Source organism: Klebsiella sp. CN_Kp066, assembly GCF_040065135.1.
In the GTDB taxonomy this organism is placed as follows: domain Bacteria; phylum Pseudomonadota; class Gammaproteobacteria; order Enterobacterales; family Enterobacteriaceae; genus Klebsiella; species Klebsiella oxytoca.
In genome coordinates, this window is the sequence record NZ_JBEAIU010000026.1 from 16577 (window position 1) to 31929 (window position 15353).

11 protein-coding genes are annotated in these 15353 nt (G+C 48.9%); 1 reads left to right on the forward strand and 10 read right to left on the reverse strand.

Going from position 1 to position 15353, the window contains the following annotated elements; all coding sequences use genetic code 11:
• Positions 1–3: 3 nt before the first annotated feature.
• The 6 genes from ABLV75_RS07640 to galF all read right to left on the reverse strand — a co-directional run bounded on the left by ABLV75_RS07640 (position 4) and on the right by galF (position 8260).
• Positions 4–2163, reverse strand: coding sequence for a polysaccharide biosynthesis tyrosine autokinase (locus tag ABLV75_RS07640; protein WP_348854919.1), 2160 nt, complete (start codon positions 2161–2163; stop codon positions 4–6).
• A gap of 19 nt (positions 2164–2182) precedes the next feature.
• A complete protein-coding gene (locus tag ABLV75_RS07645) occupies positions 2183–2617 on the reverse strand; it encodes a protein tyrosine phosphatase (RefSeq protein WP_142472513.1) in 435 nt (144 codons plus the stop codon).
• A complete protein-coding gene (locus ABLV75_RS07650; RefSeq protein ID WP_196090630.1) occupies positions 2617–3756 on the reverse strand; it encodes a polysaccharide export protein in 1140 nt (379 codons plus the stop codon). The genes ABLV75_RS07645 and ABLV75_RS07650 overlap by 1 nt, the downstream gene beginning before the upstream one ends.
• Before the next feature lie 73 nt (positions 3757–3829).
• Positions 3830–5269 carry a capsule assembly Wzi family protein gene (locus ABLV75_RS07655; RefSeq protein WP_196090631.1) on the reverse strand — a complete coding sequence of 480 codons (1440 nt, stop codon included), beginning with the start codon at positions 5267–5269 and terminating at the stop codon, positions 3830–3832.
• 1004 nt (positions 5270–6273) lie between these two features.
• Positions 6274–6903, reverse strand: coding sequence for a phosphatase PAP2 family protein (locus ABLV75_RS07660; RefSeq protein WP_024274461.1), 630 nt, complete (start codon positions 6901–6903; stop codon positions 6274–6276).
• A gap of 460 nt (positions 6904–7363) precedes the next feature.
• Entirely contained in the window at positions 7364–8260 is an 897-nt protein-coding gene (gene galF / locus ABLV75_RS07665; protein ID WP_016809217.1) for a UTP--glucose-1-phosphate uridylyltransferase GalF, read from the reverse strand.
• Between the two features lie 986 nt (positions 8261–9246).
• Here galF and ABLV75_RS07670 point away from each other — a divergent pair.
• Entirely contained in the window at positions 9247–10833 is a 1587-nt protein-coding gene (locus ABLV75_RS07670) for a TerC family protein (RefSeq protein WP_004103710.1), read from the forward strand.
• A gap of 307 nt (positions 10834–11140) precedes the next feature.
• Here the strand turns inward: ABLV75_RS07670 and asmA are convergent, their stop codons facing one another.
• The 4 genes from asmA to alkA all read right to left on the reverse strand — a co-directional run bounded on the left by asmA (position 11141) and on the right by alkA (position 15292).
• On the reverse strand, positions 11141–12988 hold the full coding sequence (gene asmA, locus ABLV75_RS07675; protein WP_004103712.1) for an outer membrane assembly protein AsmA: 1848 nt from the start codon (positions 12986–12988) through the stop codon (positions 11141–11143).
• A 27-nt stretch (positions 12989–13015) separates the two neighbouring features.
• A complete protein-coding gene (gene dcd, locus ABLV75_RS07680) occupies positions 13016–13597 on the reverse strand; it encodes a dCTP deaminase (RefSeq protein ID WP_004103714.1) in 582 nt (193 codons plus the stop codon).
• Positions 13598–13687: 90 nt separating this feature from the next.
• Entirely contained in the window at positions 13688–14329 is a 642-nt protein-coding gene (gene udk, locus ABLV75_RS07685) for a uridine kinase (protein WP_004103715.1), read from the reverse strand.
• Between the two features lie 114 nt (positions 14330–14443).
• The gene (gene alkA, locus ABLV75_RS07690; protein WP_004113986.1) at positions 14444–15292 is read right to left on the reverse strand and encodes a DNA-3-methyladenine glycosylase 2; all 849 of its coding nucleotides are present in this window, start codon (positions 15290–15292) and stop codon (positions 14444–14446) included.
• Positions 15293–15353 lie beyond the last annotated feature (61 nt).

Here is a 15353-nt window from a genome sequence, read left to right on the forward strand (position 1 = left end):
GTATTATTTTTGTTCATCCGTATATGAATACCCATAGTGGTTATACCCATACCCATAATAGCTACTCGCTTTTTTGACTACCCCATTAAGGATACATCCTTTAACCGAAACACCGCTTTGTTCAAAACGTTTAATACTAACATCAATTTCCTTAGCTGTGTTTTCCTCAAAACGTGCGACTAAAAGAGTTGTACCTACATAGCGACCGATAATTGCGGCATCCGTTACAGCCAACACCGGAGGTGTATCGATAATAACCAAATCATAATTAACACCAGCCCAATTAATTAATTCCGAAAAGTTTTTATGCATTAATAATTCAGCAGGGTTAGGAGGGACAATCCCTCTCGAAATAAAATCAAAACCAGCACTTTCTATACACTGTACAGAATCCTGAACTTCCGTTTTCCCGGATAAAACATCAGACAGGCCTTTATTATTATTTGCGTTAAATAGCTTATGTACATATCCTTTTCGCATATCGGCATCGATAAGTAGTATTTTTTTCCCCGCTTGGGCAATAATTGCTGAAAGGTTAGTGCTAATAAAAGTTTTACCCACGTTTGGGCTGGCACCAGAAATCATTAACACATTATTGCGAGCTTCCATCATTGCAAAATGTAGACTTGTCCGTAAACCACGTATAGCTTCTATCGCTAAATCAGCTGGGTTATCAAGCGCAAGCAATGATTTATCTTCATGCTGGAATTTTCTTCCCTTTGCTTTCATCTTAGCGAGTGACTCAGAAACTGGTACACTTGCATAAACATTTATACCAAGCTCTTCTAATTGCTCTGGTGATTCAATGCCCCTTCTTAAAAACACGCGTAAAATTACTATGCCAACTGAGGTTAGTATTCCTAAAAACAACCCAATTATCACTATTAAAGTTTTTTTAGGTTTTATGGGATTAGGATCTGTAACAGCATCATCTATTATTCGCACATAACCGATGGCACTTGATTTTGCGATACTAAGTTCCTGCTGTCGATTTAATAGTTGCATGTATACTGCACGACCAGACTCTACATCACGTCCCAGGCGCAAAACTTCTTGTTGTGTTGCAGGCATCGATGAAACACGTTTATTTAATTTAGCGCGTTCTTGCAATAGAGTACTTCTTTTCTCTGCAAGAGCTTTATAAGTAGGATGTTCTTTTGTATAGAGTTGAGATATCTCTGCTTCCCTAAACGTTAATCCGTTAAGTTGATTGTCAACATTTACAATCTGGTCAAGTACTGACTTCGCTTCCATTGTTAAATCAACGGAGTCTTTCTGTTGCCTGTATGCGTTGAGTTTGTCCTCAGCTTGATCCAATTCCATTCTTACTTGTGGTAATTGTTTATTAAGAAATTCTAAACTTTTCTCATCCTGTGCTGCCTGACGAGCTATATTTTGATTAAGATAATTTGCACTTATACTGCGAAGAAGATCAGTAGTACGAGACTGGTCCTCTCCGGTCAAGGTTAAATTCAGTATTCCTGAGCCCTTACCTTGATCGGTGACTGTAAATGTTTTTTGCAAATCAGAAATGGCATTTAGTCTTGTTAAGTATGTAATTGTGAAGCTGTCACCAGGTTTTGCTTCGATATTATCGACAAGTAAAGAAATGCCTTCATCATTTAGTAAAGTTCCAACTTTACCATTTATTACTGCGTTATTCCCTTCAATTTCAACCTTGAAATTTTTATTATCTACAACGGTTAAATTTAGTTTAGGCGTTTTCCCATTGACAGAATCAATATATAATCTACTAACATTAATCTTAGCTGGTTTTTCACCACTCAATCTGGCCCATCCCTGACCAAAGACCGGAAAAAAGTTCTGCTCAACTTTTGCTTGCAAATTTAAGTCATCAACTGTTTTACCTAATATCATTCTTGATTGTAAAAGAATAATTTCAGGTGCTGATTGTGGTTGACTATCCGGCAACATTTGACTTAGATCATTTAAAAGTACATTGCCTTGTTTCTGTTCAATCTGTATTAATGAATCAGCCTGATATACCGGAGTAGCAAACAATGCATATATAATTGCTACAGCTGTGAAAAATACAGATATAGTAATAATAAGCTTTCGGTGATCAATCAGTTCACCTATTATACGCCCCAGATCGATTTCATCGGAGTCTTGTGTATTCTTTTTATTCGCAATAGAAGACATTCGTAAAATTCCCGTTTATTTAGCTACTTAGCTTTTCAGCCCATTGCTGGCATGATTGCTCAATCAACTGATAAACAAATTCAAAGGCCTCTTTGCCTTGTCGATAAGGATCTGGTATATCCTTCTGCCCCATCCAGTGACCGAGTAACATCGTTTTCCCTCTTACTTCAGGAGAAACTCTACCAATATGCTCAAGATGGGTTCTTTCCATAACTAGTATGAGATCATACTCTCTTCCCATTGCCGCAGTGTATTGTCTTCCAAGATGGCCATCTAATGAAAGTTCATTCTGTGTTGCTATGGCTTGAGCACTTTTATCGGCAGGTTTATCAACTAAAGCTCCAGTTCCTGCTGAATCAATCTTCTTACCAGGCAATTTTTTCCGAAGTAGCCTCTCTCCGATTGGAGAGCGGCATATGTTTCCAGTACAAACAACTAAAATAGAATCAAACATTAGTTAGGCCATCTCTTGATGTAACGAATAGTTTCAGTCATATCATGCACTCCAGAAATAGTCGGAACCAATTGTGATATAACTCGGTTCCAGCGAACTAATGGAGCAGTTGTTACATAAACGATATCATAAGGCTGTAATTGAAATTCAGTGCCTAATACCATCGCAGAGGCATCTTGAGCGTTCAATTGATAGATATTAGCGATTTTACCTGCACTATCACCTTTTAACTGCCTTATTACAAATACACCCGTGGCATCGCTGGAGCCTTGCGACATGCCATCTGCGCTACCCAAGGCTTCGGCCAAGGTCATTCCACTTCGGTCCATCTTCAGTGTTGTTTGCTTCCCTACCTCTCCCATAACGAATACTTTTAAATCATCATTCCTGGGAACAAATAGTATATCGCCAGGATAAAGTAACTTATTCTGAGTTAGATCGCCTTTCTGCATCAATGCATACAATGATATTTTGGTATCTTTACCATTGTGCGTTAAAACAACATTACGCCAATCTGCATCTGCCGATAATCCGCCAGCAGCATTTATCGCATCCATAACTGTCAGCGGGATATTTGTAATCGCCTGCTGGCCAGATTTACTTACTTCCCCTGTAACATATGCTTTCTGAGAGCGAAAGGAAGCAACACTTACATCAACTTGCGGGCTTTCGATATATGTAGTTAATCTGTTTGATATTTCTTGTCGTACTTGAGATATTGTCTTTCCGGCGACTTGGACCTTACCGATATAAGGATAGAATATAGCCCCATCAGAATTTACCCAGTTACCAGTATCACTTGCGCTACGATATTGGCCTGCAGGAGTAGTTAATTCAGGGTGATCCCAAACCGTTACCATCAAGACGTCGCCAACACCGATTCGGTACTCATAACTTTTCAGTAAATTGTCTAACTGCGGATTTGGTCGCGCCATTACAGTTTCGGGACGAAGTTGATCCACTAAACCCGGAGTTAATGGATAAACATTCACCAGTTTATCCAAATCGTAGTCGCTATCCGGTAACTCAACTACGTTCTTACGCAGACTATTTAACCCCTGTCCCGGCAAAATGGTACAGCCTGATAAAAAGCCTATTGCTAATGCCAATGCCGAAAATCTAACAATTTTTTTCTTCATAATGTCACATCATCAGTAAACCAAAAGTTTCTAATCCCCGAACAACAGTCTATTTCCAGAAGCTGTGTTAAGGCTATAAATTAAAGGGAATTTCGATCCCGGCGCTTGCGCCTACATCATCGCTATCATTATGGTTCGCATCGGTATACCAGAGAGAAGTGTTCAGTCGTACCGATTTGTACACATCGCCACTCCAGCCCAGTTGCACACCTTTTAATGTATCTGAGTGAGGAAACGCCTTGTTGATTGACTGATTTTCTGGGTTAACCTTCGCATACGCTAAACGCGCGCTCCAGCGCTGATTATCCTCTGTCACCAGTTCAACTTTACCCGCAAAGAGTTGGCCATCACCTCCCATAGCATCACCGAGTGAGTAACCTTGCTGGTAGTAGCCATCTTTATAGATATGGTGCGTATAGCTATAGTTGGTGCGGCTCATGTTCGATCGGGTATCGTGAGCTTCCAGATACCAGTTGATGGCATCTTTACCCCAACCGTGGTGGCCTTCGACTCCACCAAGGAACATATTTGCTGAAGGTAAAAAGCCGGATTCATCTTCGCCAATCATTTGACCGTATAAGCTGACCGGCAGGCCCAGCGTAGGTTCCAATTTCAACTTAAAGTCAAAACCAGCAAGCTGGTTGCCTGGTTCATTGGGATCGTTTGCTTCGGTATTATCTTTACCCGTCAGGCCGTCCCAAAAATTACTAAACGACTCGGGTCTTCCCTCCCCTCCCCACTGCATAATGCGCGATGCGCCAAGCTCAAGTGACTGGAAGGGGGAAAAAGTCAGACGACCACCGATAATCTTGGTATGCGGTACGGCGGTATATTGATTCATCTGGCTGGCGGAGATCTGATACTGCCATGGGCCGATCCAGCGCAGCCACCAGGTTTCTGGCGCGGCCTGTTCAGCACGCTGCATCAAAAAGCCGGTCATCGGACGGGCAGCATCACCGCGAATCAGGCTGCCTTCGTAGCCTGGCCCCCACCACTGCGGCATCTGTCCAAAGGAAAGCCACTGGTTCCAGAACTTAACCGCCCCGTAGGCGCCGTTAGCATTAAAACGTGAACCATTGCTGATGCGTTCGTCGCCCTCAACGTTTCCCTGCAGGTGAACATCCCACCACTCGCCGCTGTTATTGAAGGCTAACGATAAAGAGCTGTCAGCAGGCTGATTCTGACCAAATCCCTGCGGGGTACCGGGCTTATCCGTTGAGGTATAGCCGCTGACCCGAAAATCTGCTTTCAAAGAATCGAGGCGCTGGTTGATTCGCGCCAGAACCACCTGTTCGGATGAATAAGAGGGCTTTGCTTTCTTTAGTGCCCGATTAATCTCTTCCTGACTTAACGGCCAGGTCGACAGGCTGAGATGAATAACGCCGCGGTCGGAGAGCCACGCCAGATCGTTGCGCAGTTCGTTGTCGTTCATTACCAAGCCGGAGGCATAGGCAAGTGAGCTGGCAGAAGTAAGCAGCCCTAGTGCGAGTGCGATTCGCGCGATTTTTATCATTGTACAAGATCCATTTTAAGCCCCGTTTCCGCAAGCTGGCGCGACAAGGGGAACACTGATAGATGCAGCGCCCTCTGACGCCAACCTTTGGTATGTTCGGTCTGCAGATTTTGACCGGAGAAAACGAAAGCATGTGTTATGGATCACATACCAACAGACGTTTTCATCATACGGCTCTATCTGCAGTACTCAATGTATGCGAAATTGTTATTGAAGGCCATTCCATCGCGCATCATACCCGCAGTTTCCTCTTGCCAGCCCTGCAGAACCTTCTCTGAGGTGGCGACAAACACGCAATTATATACAGGTTATGAAGATAATCACCTGGATGAAGGCCACTTTAGGAATTTCGGTCGCATGAAATGAGATGTGATATGCAGAAAATGCCAGCCCGCAGGTACGCTACCGCCCTTGGCTTAACAGCTACCAATGCACTGTACTTCTTTCCATATAATTTCAACCGCCGGATTCAGGTGAATCGGCGATTAATCCATCAAAGCAATCAATTTCGCGGCCATAAGTTTACGAGATTCTGCCCTCAATTGGGAGTCTAATCTCGAATTATTAGCGACGTCGCGAACGGCATGAACCATAACGACGATAACGTTATTGTTTGACACTAAACGTCTAAAACGGCGATCGGCGCCAAACAGCAACTTAATCTCAACATTATGATTTCATTAACTTTTTACCACAAAAACAGTGTTGGTTTAGTTTCGAATTAATTATGGTTAGTCAACTACAAAATTTAATAGTAAAAAGAATTATGCCAGTGTGTTGTTATCATTAATAAATTCGATATTTAGCCAGAAAACTTATTTAGGAAACATCCTGGCTGATTATCATTGTGCTAATTATTGCGCAGAATGCCGTATCACCAATTTATTTCATGAATATGAAATAGTGCTTATGAAGGCTTTTTCACCCCATCATTTCACACTGACTATATTGTGAACACATCACGCGCCTGTCTGAATTCATGACCTTTCCCGGTCGCCTCTGCGTCAGTAAAAGCGCTTGTGCAGATCGGCCCGGGTAAAAGGTTTATCCAGCGGGCCAAGCTTCACTGCGATCTCACCCAGAAGCGATTGCGTTGGCGCCTTAGCGCCGGTATTCAACAGCAGAGCCGGGATGATGACCACGCTTGCCAGCCCTCCCCATGATAACTGCGCTGTATGAGTGCCGCGGGTGCGCGACTGCAGCAGCAGAAACAATGCGCTGCCTGCGGTTCCCAGCAGTAAACCGGCAATCACTTCAGACGTTGAATGCGCGTGGATCACCAGGCGGGAATAGCCGACCAAACCGGCTAATGCATAACCAAATACGACAGAAGCAATACGAAGAGCTGGTGTAGCACGCGCGCACAGCAGCCATAAGAGAATTGGCCAGAAAGCTGAAGATAATGCGGTGTGCCCGCTAAAGCCGGTGAAGTCCAGCTCGCGAATCCCAATACCCCAACCCATAAATGCCAGTTTTGATGCGCAGACAATGGCGCCAGTGATGCCGAACAGCAGCGCCCAGTGCCAGGCGACCTGCTTTGAATCTTTGCGCAGAAAAAGAACGATAAACAACACGGCCGCGCTGGGTAACAGTACGGTGCTATCGCCAAAAAAAGTGACAACCTGCCAGTTCATTTACCTTTCATCCTTTGACGATCTCTCCAGTCCGTAACGTCATTTCCGCGACATTTATGTGGGCATACACAATCAGTCACTTCACATTTATATGCATGCATGACCGTTGTTTAATGCGCAAACATGATCTCAGTCAAGTTTTATTTTAGTCTGACAACTTGACTCAGGGCTATTTACATAAGAAAAATCTTAGTAAGTAATTATCAGCAAAGATGAAATTTTGCTAGTCCGACCATTTCACCATGCGACATGTTATTCGACTACCAGAAGTCTCCGAACCTTTACCGCACTTTTCAACGATACAATATAACAAAGCAAAATCTAACCCTTTGTTTTTCTACACAACGCCTCAAAGCGTGACGTATTGTATTAAAAAGAGTAAACGGTCCCGAATCCCTGAGTTCATCATCAGATCATGCGAACCGCTTACCCTCGTACGCTTAGGTTGCTGATGGCAAAATTACGCTAACAGCTTCTTAATGCTCTCGCGGAATTTTGCGCCTTCTTTATGGTTACGCAGACCATAATTAACAAAGGCCTGCATATAGCCCATTTTTTTCCCGCAGTCGTAGCTCTCGCCAGTCATCAACATCGCATCAACCGACTGCTTTTTCGCCAGTTCAGCAATGGCGTCGGTTAACTGAATACGGCCCCATGCGCCGGGTTCAGTACGCTCCAGCTCCGGCCAGATATCAGCAGAAAGCACATAGCGCCCTACTGCCATCAGGTCTGAATCCAGCGTTTGCGGTTCATCAGGTTTTTCGATGAACTCGACGATGCGCGCCACCTGACCCGCCGTTTCCAGCGCGTCTTTGGTCTGAATGACCGAGTACTCGGAAAGATCGCCTTCCATACGTTTTGCCAGAACCTGGCTACGACCTGTTTCATTGAAACGCGCGACCATAGCGGCAAGGTTATAGCGCAGCGGATCGGCGCTGGCATCATCAAGGATGATATCCGGCAGCACCACCACAAACGGGTTATCGCCAATCAGCGGGCGCGCGCAAAGAATGGAGTGACCTAAACCCAGCTGCTGACCCTGGCGCACGTTCATAATCGTTACGCCTGGCGGGCAAATAGCCTGTACCTCGGCCAGAAGCTGACGTTTGACGCGCTGCTCCAGCAGCGCTTCCAGTTCATAGGAGGTGTCGAAATGGTTTTCTACCGCATTCTTGGATGAATGGGTAACCAGCACAATTTCCTTGATGCCAGCAGCTACAATTTCATCAACAATGTACTGCACCATAGGCTTGTCGACGATCGGCAGCATCTCTTTCGGAATGGCCTTGGTGGCGGGCAACATGTGCATCCCTAGTCCTGCTACCGGTATAACTGCTTTCAAACTCACCATTTTCATATCCACCCGTATGGTTATTAATCTTTAGTTCCTGTCAGATTGTATGTATCACTGGCATTTATCCATGATGATACACGCTTGATACCTGCCATACTGTCCGTCAAATTCTGAAATTACACGCTGAATTTAAGAATACACGTAAAATCTACAGACCAATAGGTCGATTTAAGAAAATTCTCAAACGCAACTTTACAGACATTATTACTCATACTTACAAAGACTTATGTCAGCTATCTATTAGCTATTAACCATAAGACGGCGTAATGACATTCATCGCTGGTCCATCATTTCCCATTTGATACCTTGTTATCTTTCAACAAGAGTTGACACAGAACAAGTGACTGCAAAAAATCATAAAATTAGCCAAAATAATCGCTTATATTGAATATAAAATTATTTCGCACACAAAAACGGCTAAATTTCAGCGAAACAGGCCATATCCTTGACTTCAACCTCAGTGGCGGCCATCCCCATATAGATCCAGCCTATGCTGCAGGCGATTAATAGTCTTCACTATGGCTTTTTTTGTTCTGCATCACATATAACCCTCACAATATCGTCCAGCAAAAATTGATCTGCCGCAAGCCACGACATTAAGTAGTATAAAAATCTAAATTCCAGGAAAGCGCTGTTATATACATCAAATCTATTGATAGAGTTTTCCATTGCCCGTGTGCTCAATCCAGGTTTTCTGCGCCGATATTCTGCGCGGCCGCTTCGCTTACATCCATAAAACCTAGCTTTTCATCCGGCAGATGCTGGCGGTTGTTATTGATGAAAATTCGCACCAGAGCAAATAAGTAGAACCCTATAAGCTTATGGTTAAATAAGGTTATATTCTGAACAACTGATTATATTAATAGCAGGACTCATCGGCGCGCGGATTTTGACCGCGGGCAAATCGCCGCAGAAAATATTGCATTTTAACTATAGCTTATCCATGATCTGTACATGGCACTCTTAGGTTGTAAAGGTTTTAACTAAATATGGAATGGATTGCCGACCCCTCGATCTGGGCCGGGCTCATAACGCTTGTCGTTATTGAGCTGGTACTTGGTATTGATAATCTGGTCTTTATCGCCATTCTCGCGGAAAAACTTCCCCCCGCTCAGCGAGACCGCGCGCGCGTCACCGGCCTGCTGCTGGCAATGGTAATGCGTCTGCTGCTGCTGGCGTCAATCTCCTGGCTGGTAACGCTCACCAAACCGCTGATTACCTGGCACGATCTGAGCTTTAGCGCTCGCGATCTGATCATGCTGTTTGGCGGTTTATTCCTGCTTTTCAAAGCCACCGTTGAGCTTAATGAACGGCTGGAGGGGAAGGACAGCAATAATCCCACTCAGCGCAAAGGCGCGAAATTCTGGGGAGTGGTCGCGCAAATCGTGGTGCTGGACGCCATCTTCTCCCTCGACTCGGTTATTACCGCGGTCGGCATGGTTGACCATCTGGCGGTGATGATGGCGGCGGTAATTATTGCCATTAGCCTGATGCTGATGGCCAGTAAAGCCCTGACCCGCTTCGTTAACAGTCATCCAACCATCGTCATTCTCTGTCTCAGCTTCCTGTTGATGATTGGTTTTAGCCTGATTGCCGAAGGCTTCGGCTTTCCTATTCCGAAAGGCTACCTGTACGCAGCGATTGGCTTCTCGGTCATGATCGAGTCCTTTAATCAGCTGGCGATTTTTAACCGCCATCGTTTTCTTTCGGCCAACTTGACGCTGCGTCAGAGAACCACTGAAGCGGTAATGAGTCTGTTGAGCGGCCGCAAGGACAATAGCGAGCTGGATAGCGATACTGCCTCGCTGGTTGCCGACCGTGACGATAACCCGCTGTTTAATCCTCAGGAACGGCGGATGATTGAGCGGGTTCTGAATCTCAATCAGCGCACCGTCAGCAGCATAATGACCTCGCGCCATGATATTGAACATATTGACCTCAGCGCTCCGGAAGAAGAGATTCGCGCCTTACTCGACAAAAATCAGCATACCCGCCTGGTGGTAACCGGCGGCAATGATGACGAAGATATGCTCGGCGTCGTGCACGTGATCGATCTTCTGCAACAATCGCTGCGTAATGAACCGCTCGATCTGCAGGCCCTGATCCGTCAGCCGCTGGTGTTCCCGGAAACGCTGCCGCTGCTTCCTGCGCTAGAGCAGTTCCGTAAAGCCCGAACCCATTTTGCCTTTGTGGTCGATGAGTTCGGTTCCGTAGAGGGGATAGTAACGCTCAGCGACGTGATGGAGACCATCGCCGGTAATCTGCCAAATGAAGTGGAAGAGATAGACGCTCGCCATGATATTCACAAAAACAGTGACGATAGCTGGACGGTTAATGGACATATGCCGCTGGAAGATTTGGTCCAGTACGTGCCCCTGCCGCTGGATGACAAGCGGGAATACCATACCGTCGCCGGTCTGCTGATGGAGTATCTGCAGCATGTTCCGCAGGAAGGTGAAGAGGTGAATATTGACGGTTACGTTCTGCGCACGCTGCAGGTAGAGAGCCATCGCGTGCAAAAAGTACTGATTGTGCCGCCGGCGCAGGAAGAAGATGAACTGGACTATGAAGTGTAGCGCCTTCATATGTGAAGTTTAAAAAGCCGGGCGAAAGGTAACGTAACAAAACGGTGGCTGATAGTGCGCTGAAATTAAAGCCGGGTGGCGGCTGACGCTTAACCCGGCCGACAAAGAACCATCAGCTTTCGCAGGCTGGCGCACCGGAGTGTAGCCCGGCAATTTCATAATGCAGATGATGCTTTAATAAGGCGCCCCAGTTTATACCTTATGCCGGGCGGCGGCTGGCGCCTTACCCGGCCGACAAAGAGTGATACCTTCCCCAAACGTGACGCGAATCCTCAATACCCCGTGACCGCTGCCAGACTCAGAGCTTGTCGAGCAGCTTTTTCACATCCTTACCATCCTGGGTATCTTTATTGCGTTCGACCCATTCATTAAGCCGCTTTTTAGCTTCATCCTGCAGCTGCTTACGCAGTATCTGATCCACCTGCAGGCTGTAGCTCAGCGTCTGCCAGTTGCCATAAATACGCAGAGGGATCGCGGTCTGTTTGAGACGGTCAATGAGCTTGCTCTCACCCTTCCAGCCGCCCAGAACCCGAACGTTGAAGCGCATATCGCACTCTTCTTTCAGCAGGTTAAGCTCGCCCTGACCGGTCAATGCCATGAGTTCAGACTGCCCCTGCAGACCCTTTAAGGTAACCAGTCCGTTATTCAGCTGCAGCTCGGTACTGACGTCGTCGAGTCGGGTCGCGTTATCGTAATTTTCCTGGGCCTGAACGTTAGTACTGCGCTCGACGGCCTGCTGCACCAACTGCTGAAAGTTAAGTCCTTCCGTGCGCGTATCCTTCATCTGAATTTGCGCCTGCCCCTGCCAGCTGCGGCGGAATTCATCAGCATCAATCTTGTCGCCGGAAAATTCGCCGGTCAGCGAAAGCTTGCCGGTGAGGTTAATCGAGTAATCAAACGCCTGCAGAATCGTGCCTATCTCAACGTTGTCGAGCTGAGGCTTAAACGAGGCATGCGGCGTCTCGCCGCGAGCGTCCAGCGAGCCGGGAAGCGAAAGCTGTCCGCCGTCCAGGTTCCCCTGCATTTGGTTAATGGTCAGCAGCCCCTGCTGGTTGCTGATATCGCTTTTAACCTGAGTAAAATTCATGCCCCGCCACTGCAGCTGGTCCGCCGCCAGGGTCATCCGCGCGTTAAAACCGCGCAGTGAGCTGTAGTCCCGCTGAAAATCGTTATCGGCAATCACCGGGCGGAGCTGCCGGGTCTGGCTTTGGCCTTGCTGGTTGACGCCATTATTGCTGGCTGCAGCGCCACGCGAAAGCAGGTTATCAAGATTCAGCGTGCCCGCATGAAGGTTAAGCGTCCAGTCAGGCCGATCGCCCAGCACAACGCTGCCGCTGCCGGTAATCGTGCTGCCGTTTGCCGTTACGTTCAGGTTATCGAAGCTGAGCTTTTTGGCATCTTCCAGCCAGCTCGCCTGCAGGCTGGCCTGGCCGCTCATCCCTTCCGGCGGGAGTTCTGCCCCGCGAAGCTGCCAGTTGAGCTGTGAAAAATCAGCCTTCAAAGAGTGAGGATAGTCGCCGCCCTGCACCCGGGCGGAGAAGGAGAGCGCCAAATCCCGCTGGTCGCGGTTCACCCGACCAGAAAAATCGACCGTCGCGCGATGGCTGTCATCCTGCTCCATCTGCAGACGGATATCGCGCACCGTAACCTGTTCGCCGTCTTCATGCTGGAAGAAGAGCACGCTGTCGGCAATCTGCAGTTTTTCGACATCATACGACCAGCCGCGATCCTCCGGCACCTGAGGCAGCGTGTTGTCGTGCGGGACAACCGGCGCGCTCTGGCTACGTACGGCTTCGGTTTTTGAGGTCAGTTGGATCACCGCGCCTTTCAGCATCACCTGCTTGACCTGCAGCTGATGAGAAAGCAGCGGCAGCAGCCCGACGTCGAGGCGCATATTATCCGCGCGGATAACCGGCTCCTCCGCGCCCGGCGCGGTCAGCTTCATGCGGCCTGAAAGAATGCTGAGCTGCGGCCAGACGTGCCAGCGCAGCGGACCATCGAGTTCGAGCTGATAGCCGCTGCGATCCGCTACCTCTTTCACCATATAGGCGCGAAAATCGTTGGGGTTGACCAGCAATACCAGCGCGGTAAGACCGGCGACAACAACCGCCAGTAAGATCATCAGCGTGGTCAGAATTCGTCTCATGGCATCCTCAGCAAACCGCTAAAATTATCAATCCTTGTCGATTCGACTCGCTACCGCGCCCTGCTGATCGCGATATTTCGCGTCTTCGCGGCGGTTATAAGGACGTAGAGCCGGCCCGGATAAAGGCTCAAAGCTTAACGCCCCGATAAGCATCCCTGGACGCAGCGCCAGCGGCAGCTTACCTGAATTATAGAACTCAAGAACGATACAGCCGGACCAGCCCGGATCGATACGGTGTGCGGTCACGTGCACCATCAAGCCCAGACGCGCCAGCGAAGAGCGCCCGTCAAGCCAGCCGACCAGATCCGGCGGCAGAGTGACTGATTCATAGGTTACCGCCAGCGCCAGTTCGCCCGGATGCAAAAAGAACGCTTCGCCATCCGGCAGAACAATCTCTTCACTCATCACCCGGTCCAGCGCCGCGCTGACTTCCGCCTTGGGGCCGCTCAGGTCAATAAATCCCGCCGTGTGGCCGCGGAAAGTGCGAAACTTATTTCCCAGCCGAACATCGACCGTCGCGCCGTTAATGCGCTCAATGGGCGGGCGCGGATTAATGGCCAGCCGGCCCTCATCCAACCAGGCTTCTATATCTCGATCGCACAGACGCATGAACGTTCTCCTTTAAGGCATTGCGCCCCTACGCCTTCCGGGGATAAGGGCAAATTGGCTTCTCTTTGCACGTTACACAATTCGTTGGTGTTATTCAAAGAACTGACTGATTTTGGCCTTCAGTATGTCGATGGCGATACGGTTCTTACCGCCGCGAGGCACAATAATATCGGCATACTGTTTGGAAGGATCGATAAATTGCAGGAACATCGGGCGCACCGTTTTCTGGTACTGCGCCATCACCGAATCCATTGACCGCCCGCGCTCGTTAACGTCGCGCTTGATGCGGCGCATCAGGCAGATATCCAGCGGGGTATCGACGAATATGGAGAAGCTGAGTTCGTTGCGCAGGCGGGCATCGGTCAGCAGCAGAATCCCTTCCAGAATGATGACTTTCTTCGGTTCAATGTGAATGGTTTCCGGCATACGGGTATGCTCAACGTAGCTATACACCGGCAGCTCTATCGGCTGGCCGTTTCTTAACATCTGTAAATGCTGAAACAGCAGACTATGATCCATGGAGCTCGGATGGTCATAGTTGGTTTTTACCCGCTCTTCCATCGACAGATGACCTTGATCCTTGTAATAGCTGTCTTCCGGAATAACGCCGATATGTTCATCTCCGACCTGTTCACGTAATTCACGATAAAGCGTACTGGCGATAAGGCTTTTGCCCGAAGCCGATGCGCCGGCGATGCCTATAATGACGCACTGATGAGACGTATCAGTCATAAATTTTTGCGACCTGATTAACCTGGGAATGTAGGAAGGGTGGCGGTTGACCGCCAAACGCCGCAATTATAGGGATTTCAGCGCGTCGATACCAGTGCTAAGCGCCGCTCGGGTCTATTCCGGCTCCGGCGACCAGCCTTCCGTATACCATATATGGAGTAAAGCGTAAGAGCGCCAGGGGTGCCAGCGGCTGGCATAGCGCGCAATACGGGTCGGCGTCATACCAGGGAAACGCTGTTTAATCAGATAATCATCCGGCAGAAAGATATCCGGCGCCTGCCAGCCGCGCAGCGCGAAATAGTTGGCCGTCCAGCGGCCTATGCCGGGCAGCGTCTGCAGCTGCTTCATGCCGGCGTCGATATTATCCGGCGCCACCAGCGGGAGATCGCCGCTGATGGCCGCCCGCGCCAGGTGTACCAGCGCCTCCGCGCGCCGCAGGGGCATGCCCAGCGCCTTTAGCGCCAGCGGGTCGGCCTGTGCCAGCCGCTGCGCGCCGGGAAACAGGTAAAACCCCGGCGCGTCGGCCAGCGGTTCTCCGAAGGCGGCCACCACTTTCCCGGTGAGCTTTGCCGCCATCGCCACGCTGACCAGTTGACCCAGCACCGCGCGTACCGCTTGCTCAAACGGGTCGAGAGAGCCCGGCAAACGCAGCCCCGGCCTCGGCCGCGCGAGCGCCCCCAGCGTCAGGGCAACCTGCTGCGGGTCACAGGATAAGTCCAACAATCTCCCCACCCGCATCAGGCACTCGTCCGCCACCGGCTGCAGTCCGGCGGAAAGCGTCACCCGCATGCCCTGCGCGGCCTCATCCGGCATCACCGTAATCAGCCCGGCGCAGCCATTAAGGGCAAAGCTGCGGCGATAGCCATCGTCGCCGAAGGTTTCAATCCCCTGCACCGCACGAGCGCCAAGAAAGCTGAACATCCAATGCCAGTCGTAGGGGGGATTCCAGGGTAGCAGCGTCATCATTTCTCCTTTTTAGCGTTTCAATCATAGCGGCTCCGCGCCGGACGCGCCTTGCTTTTAA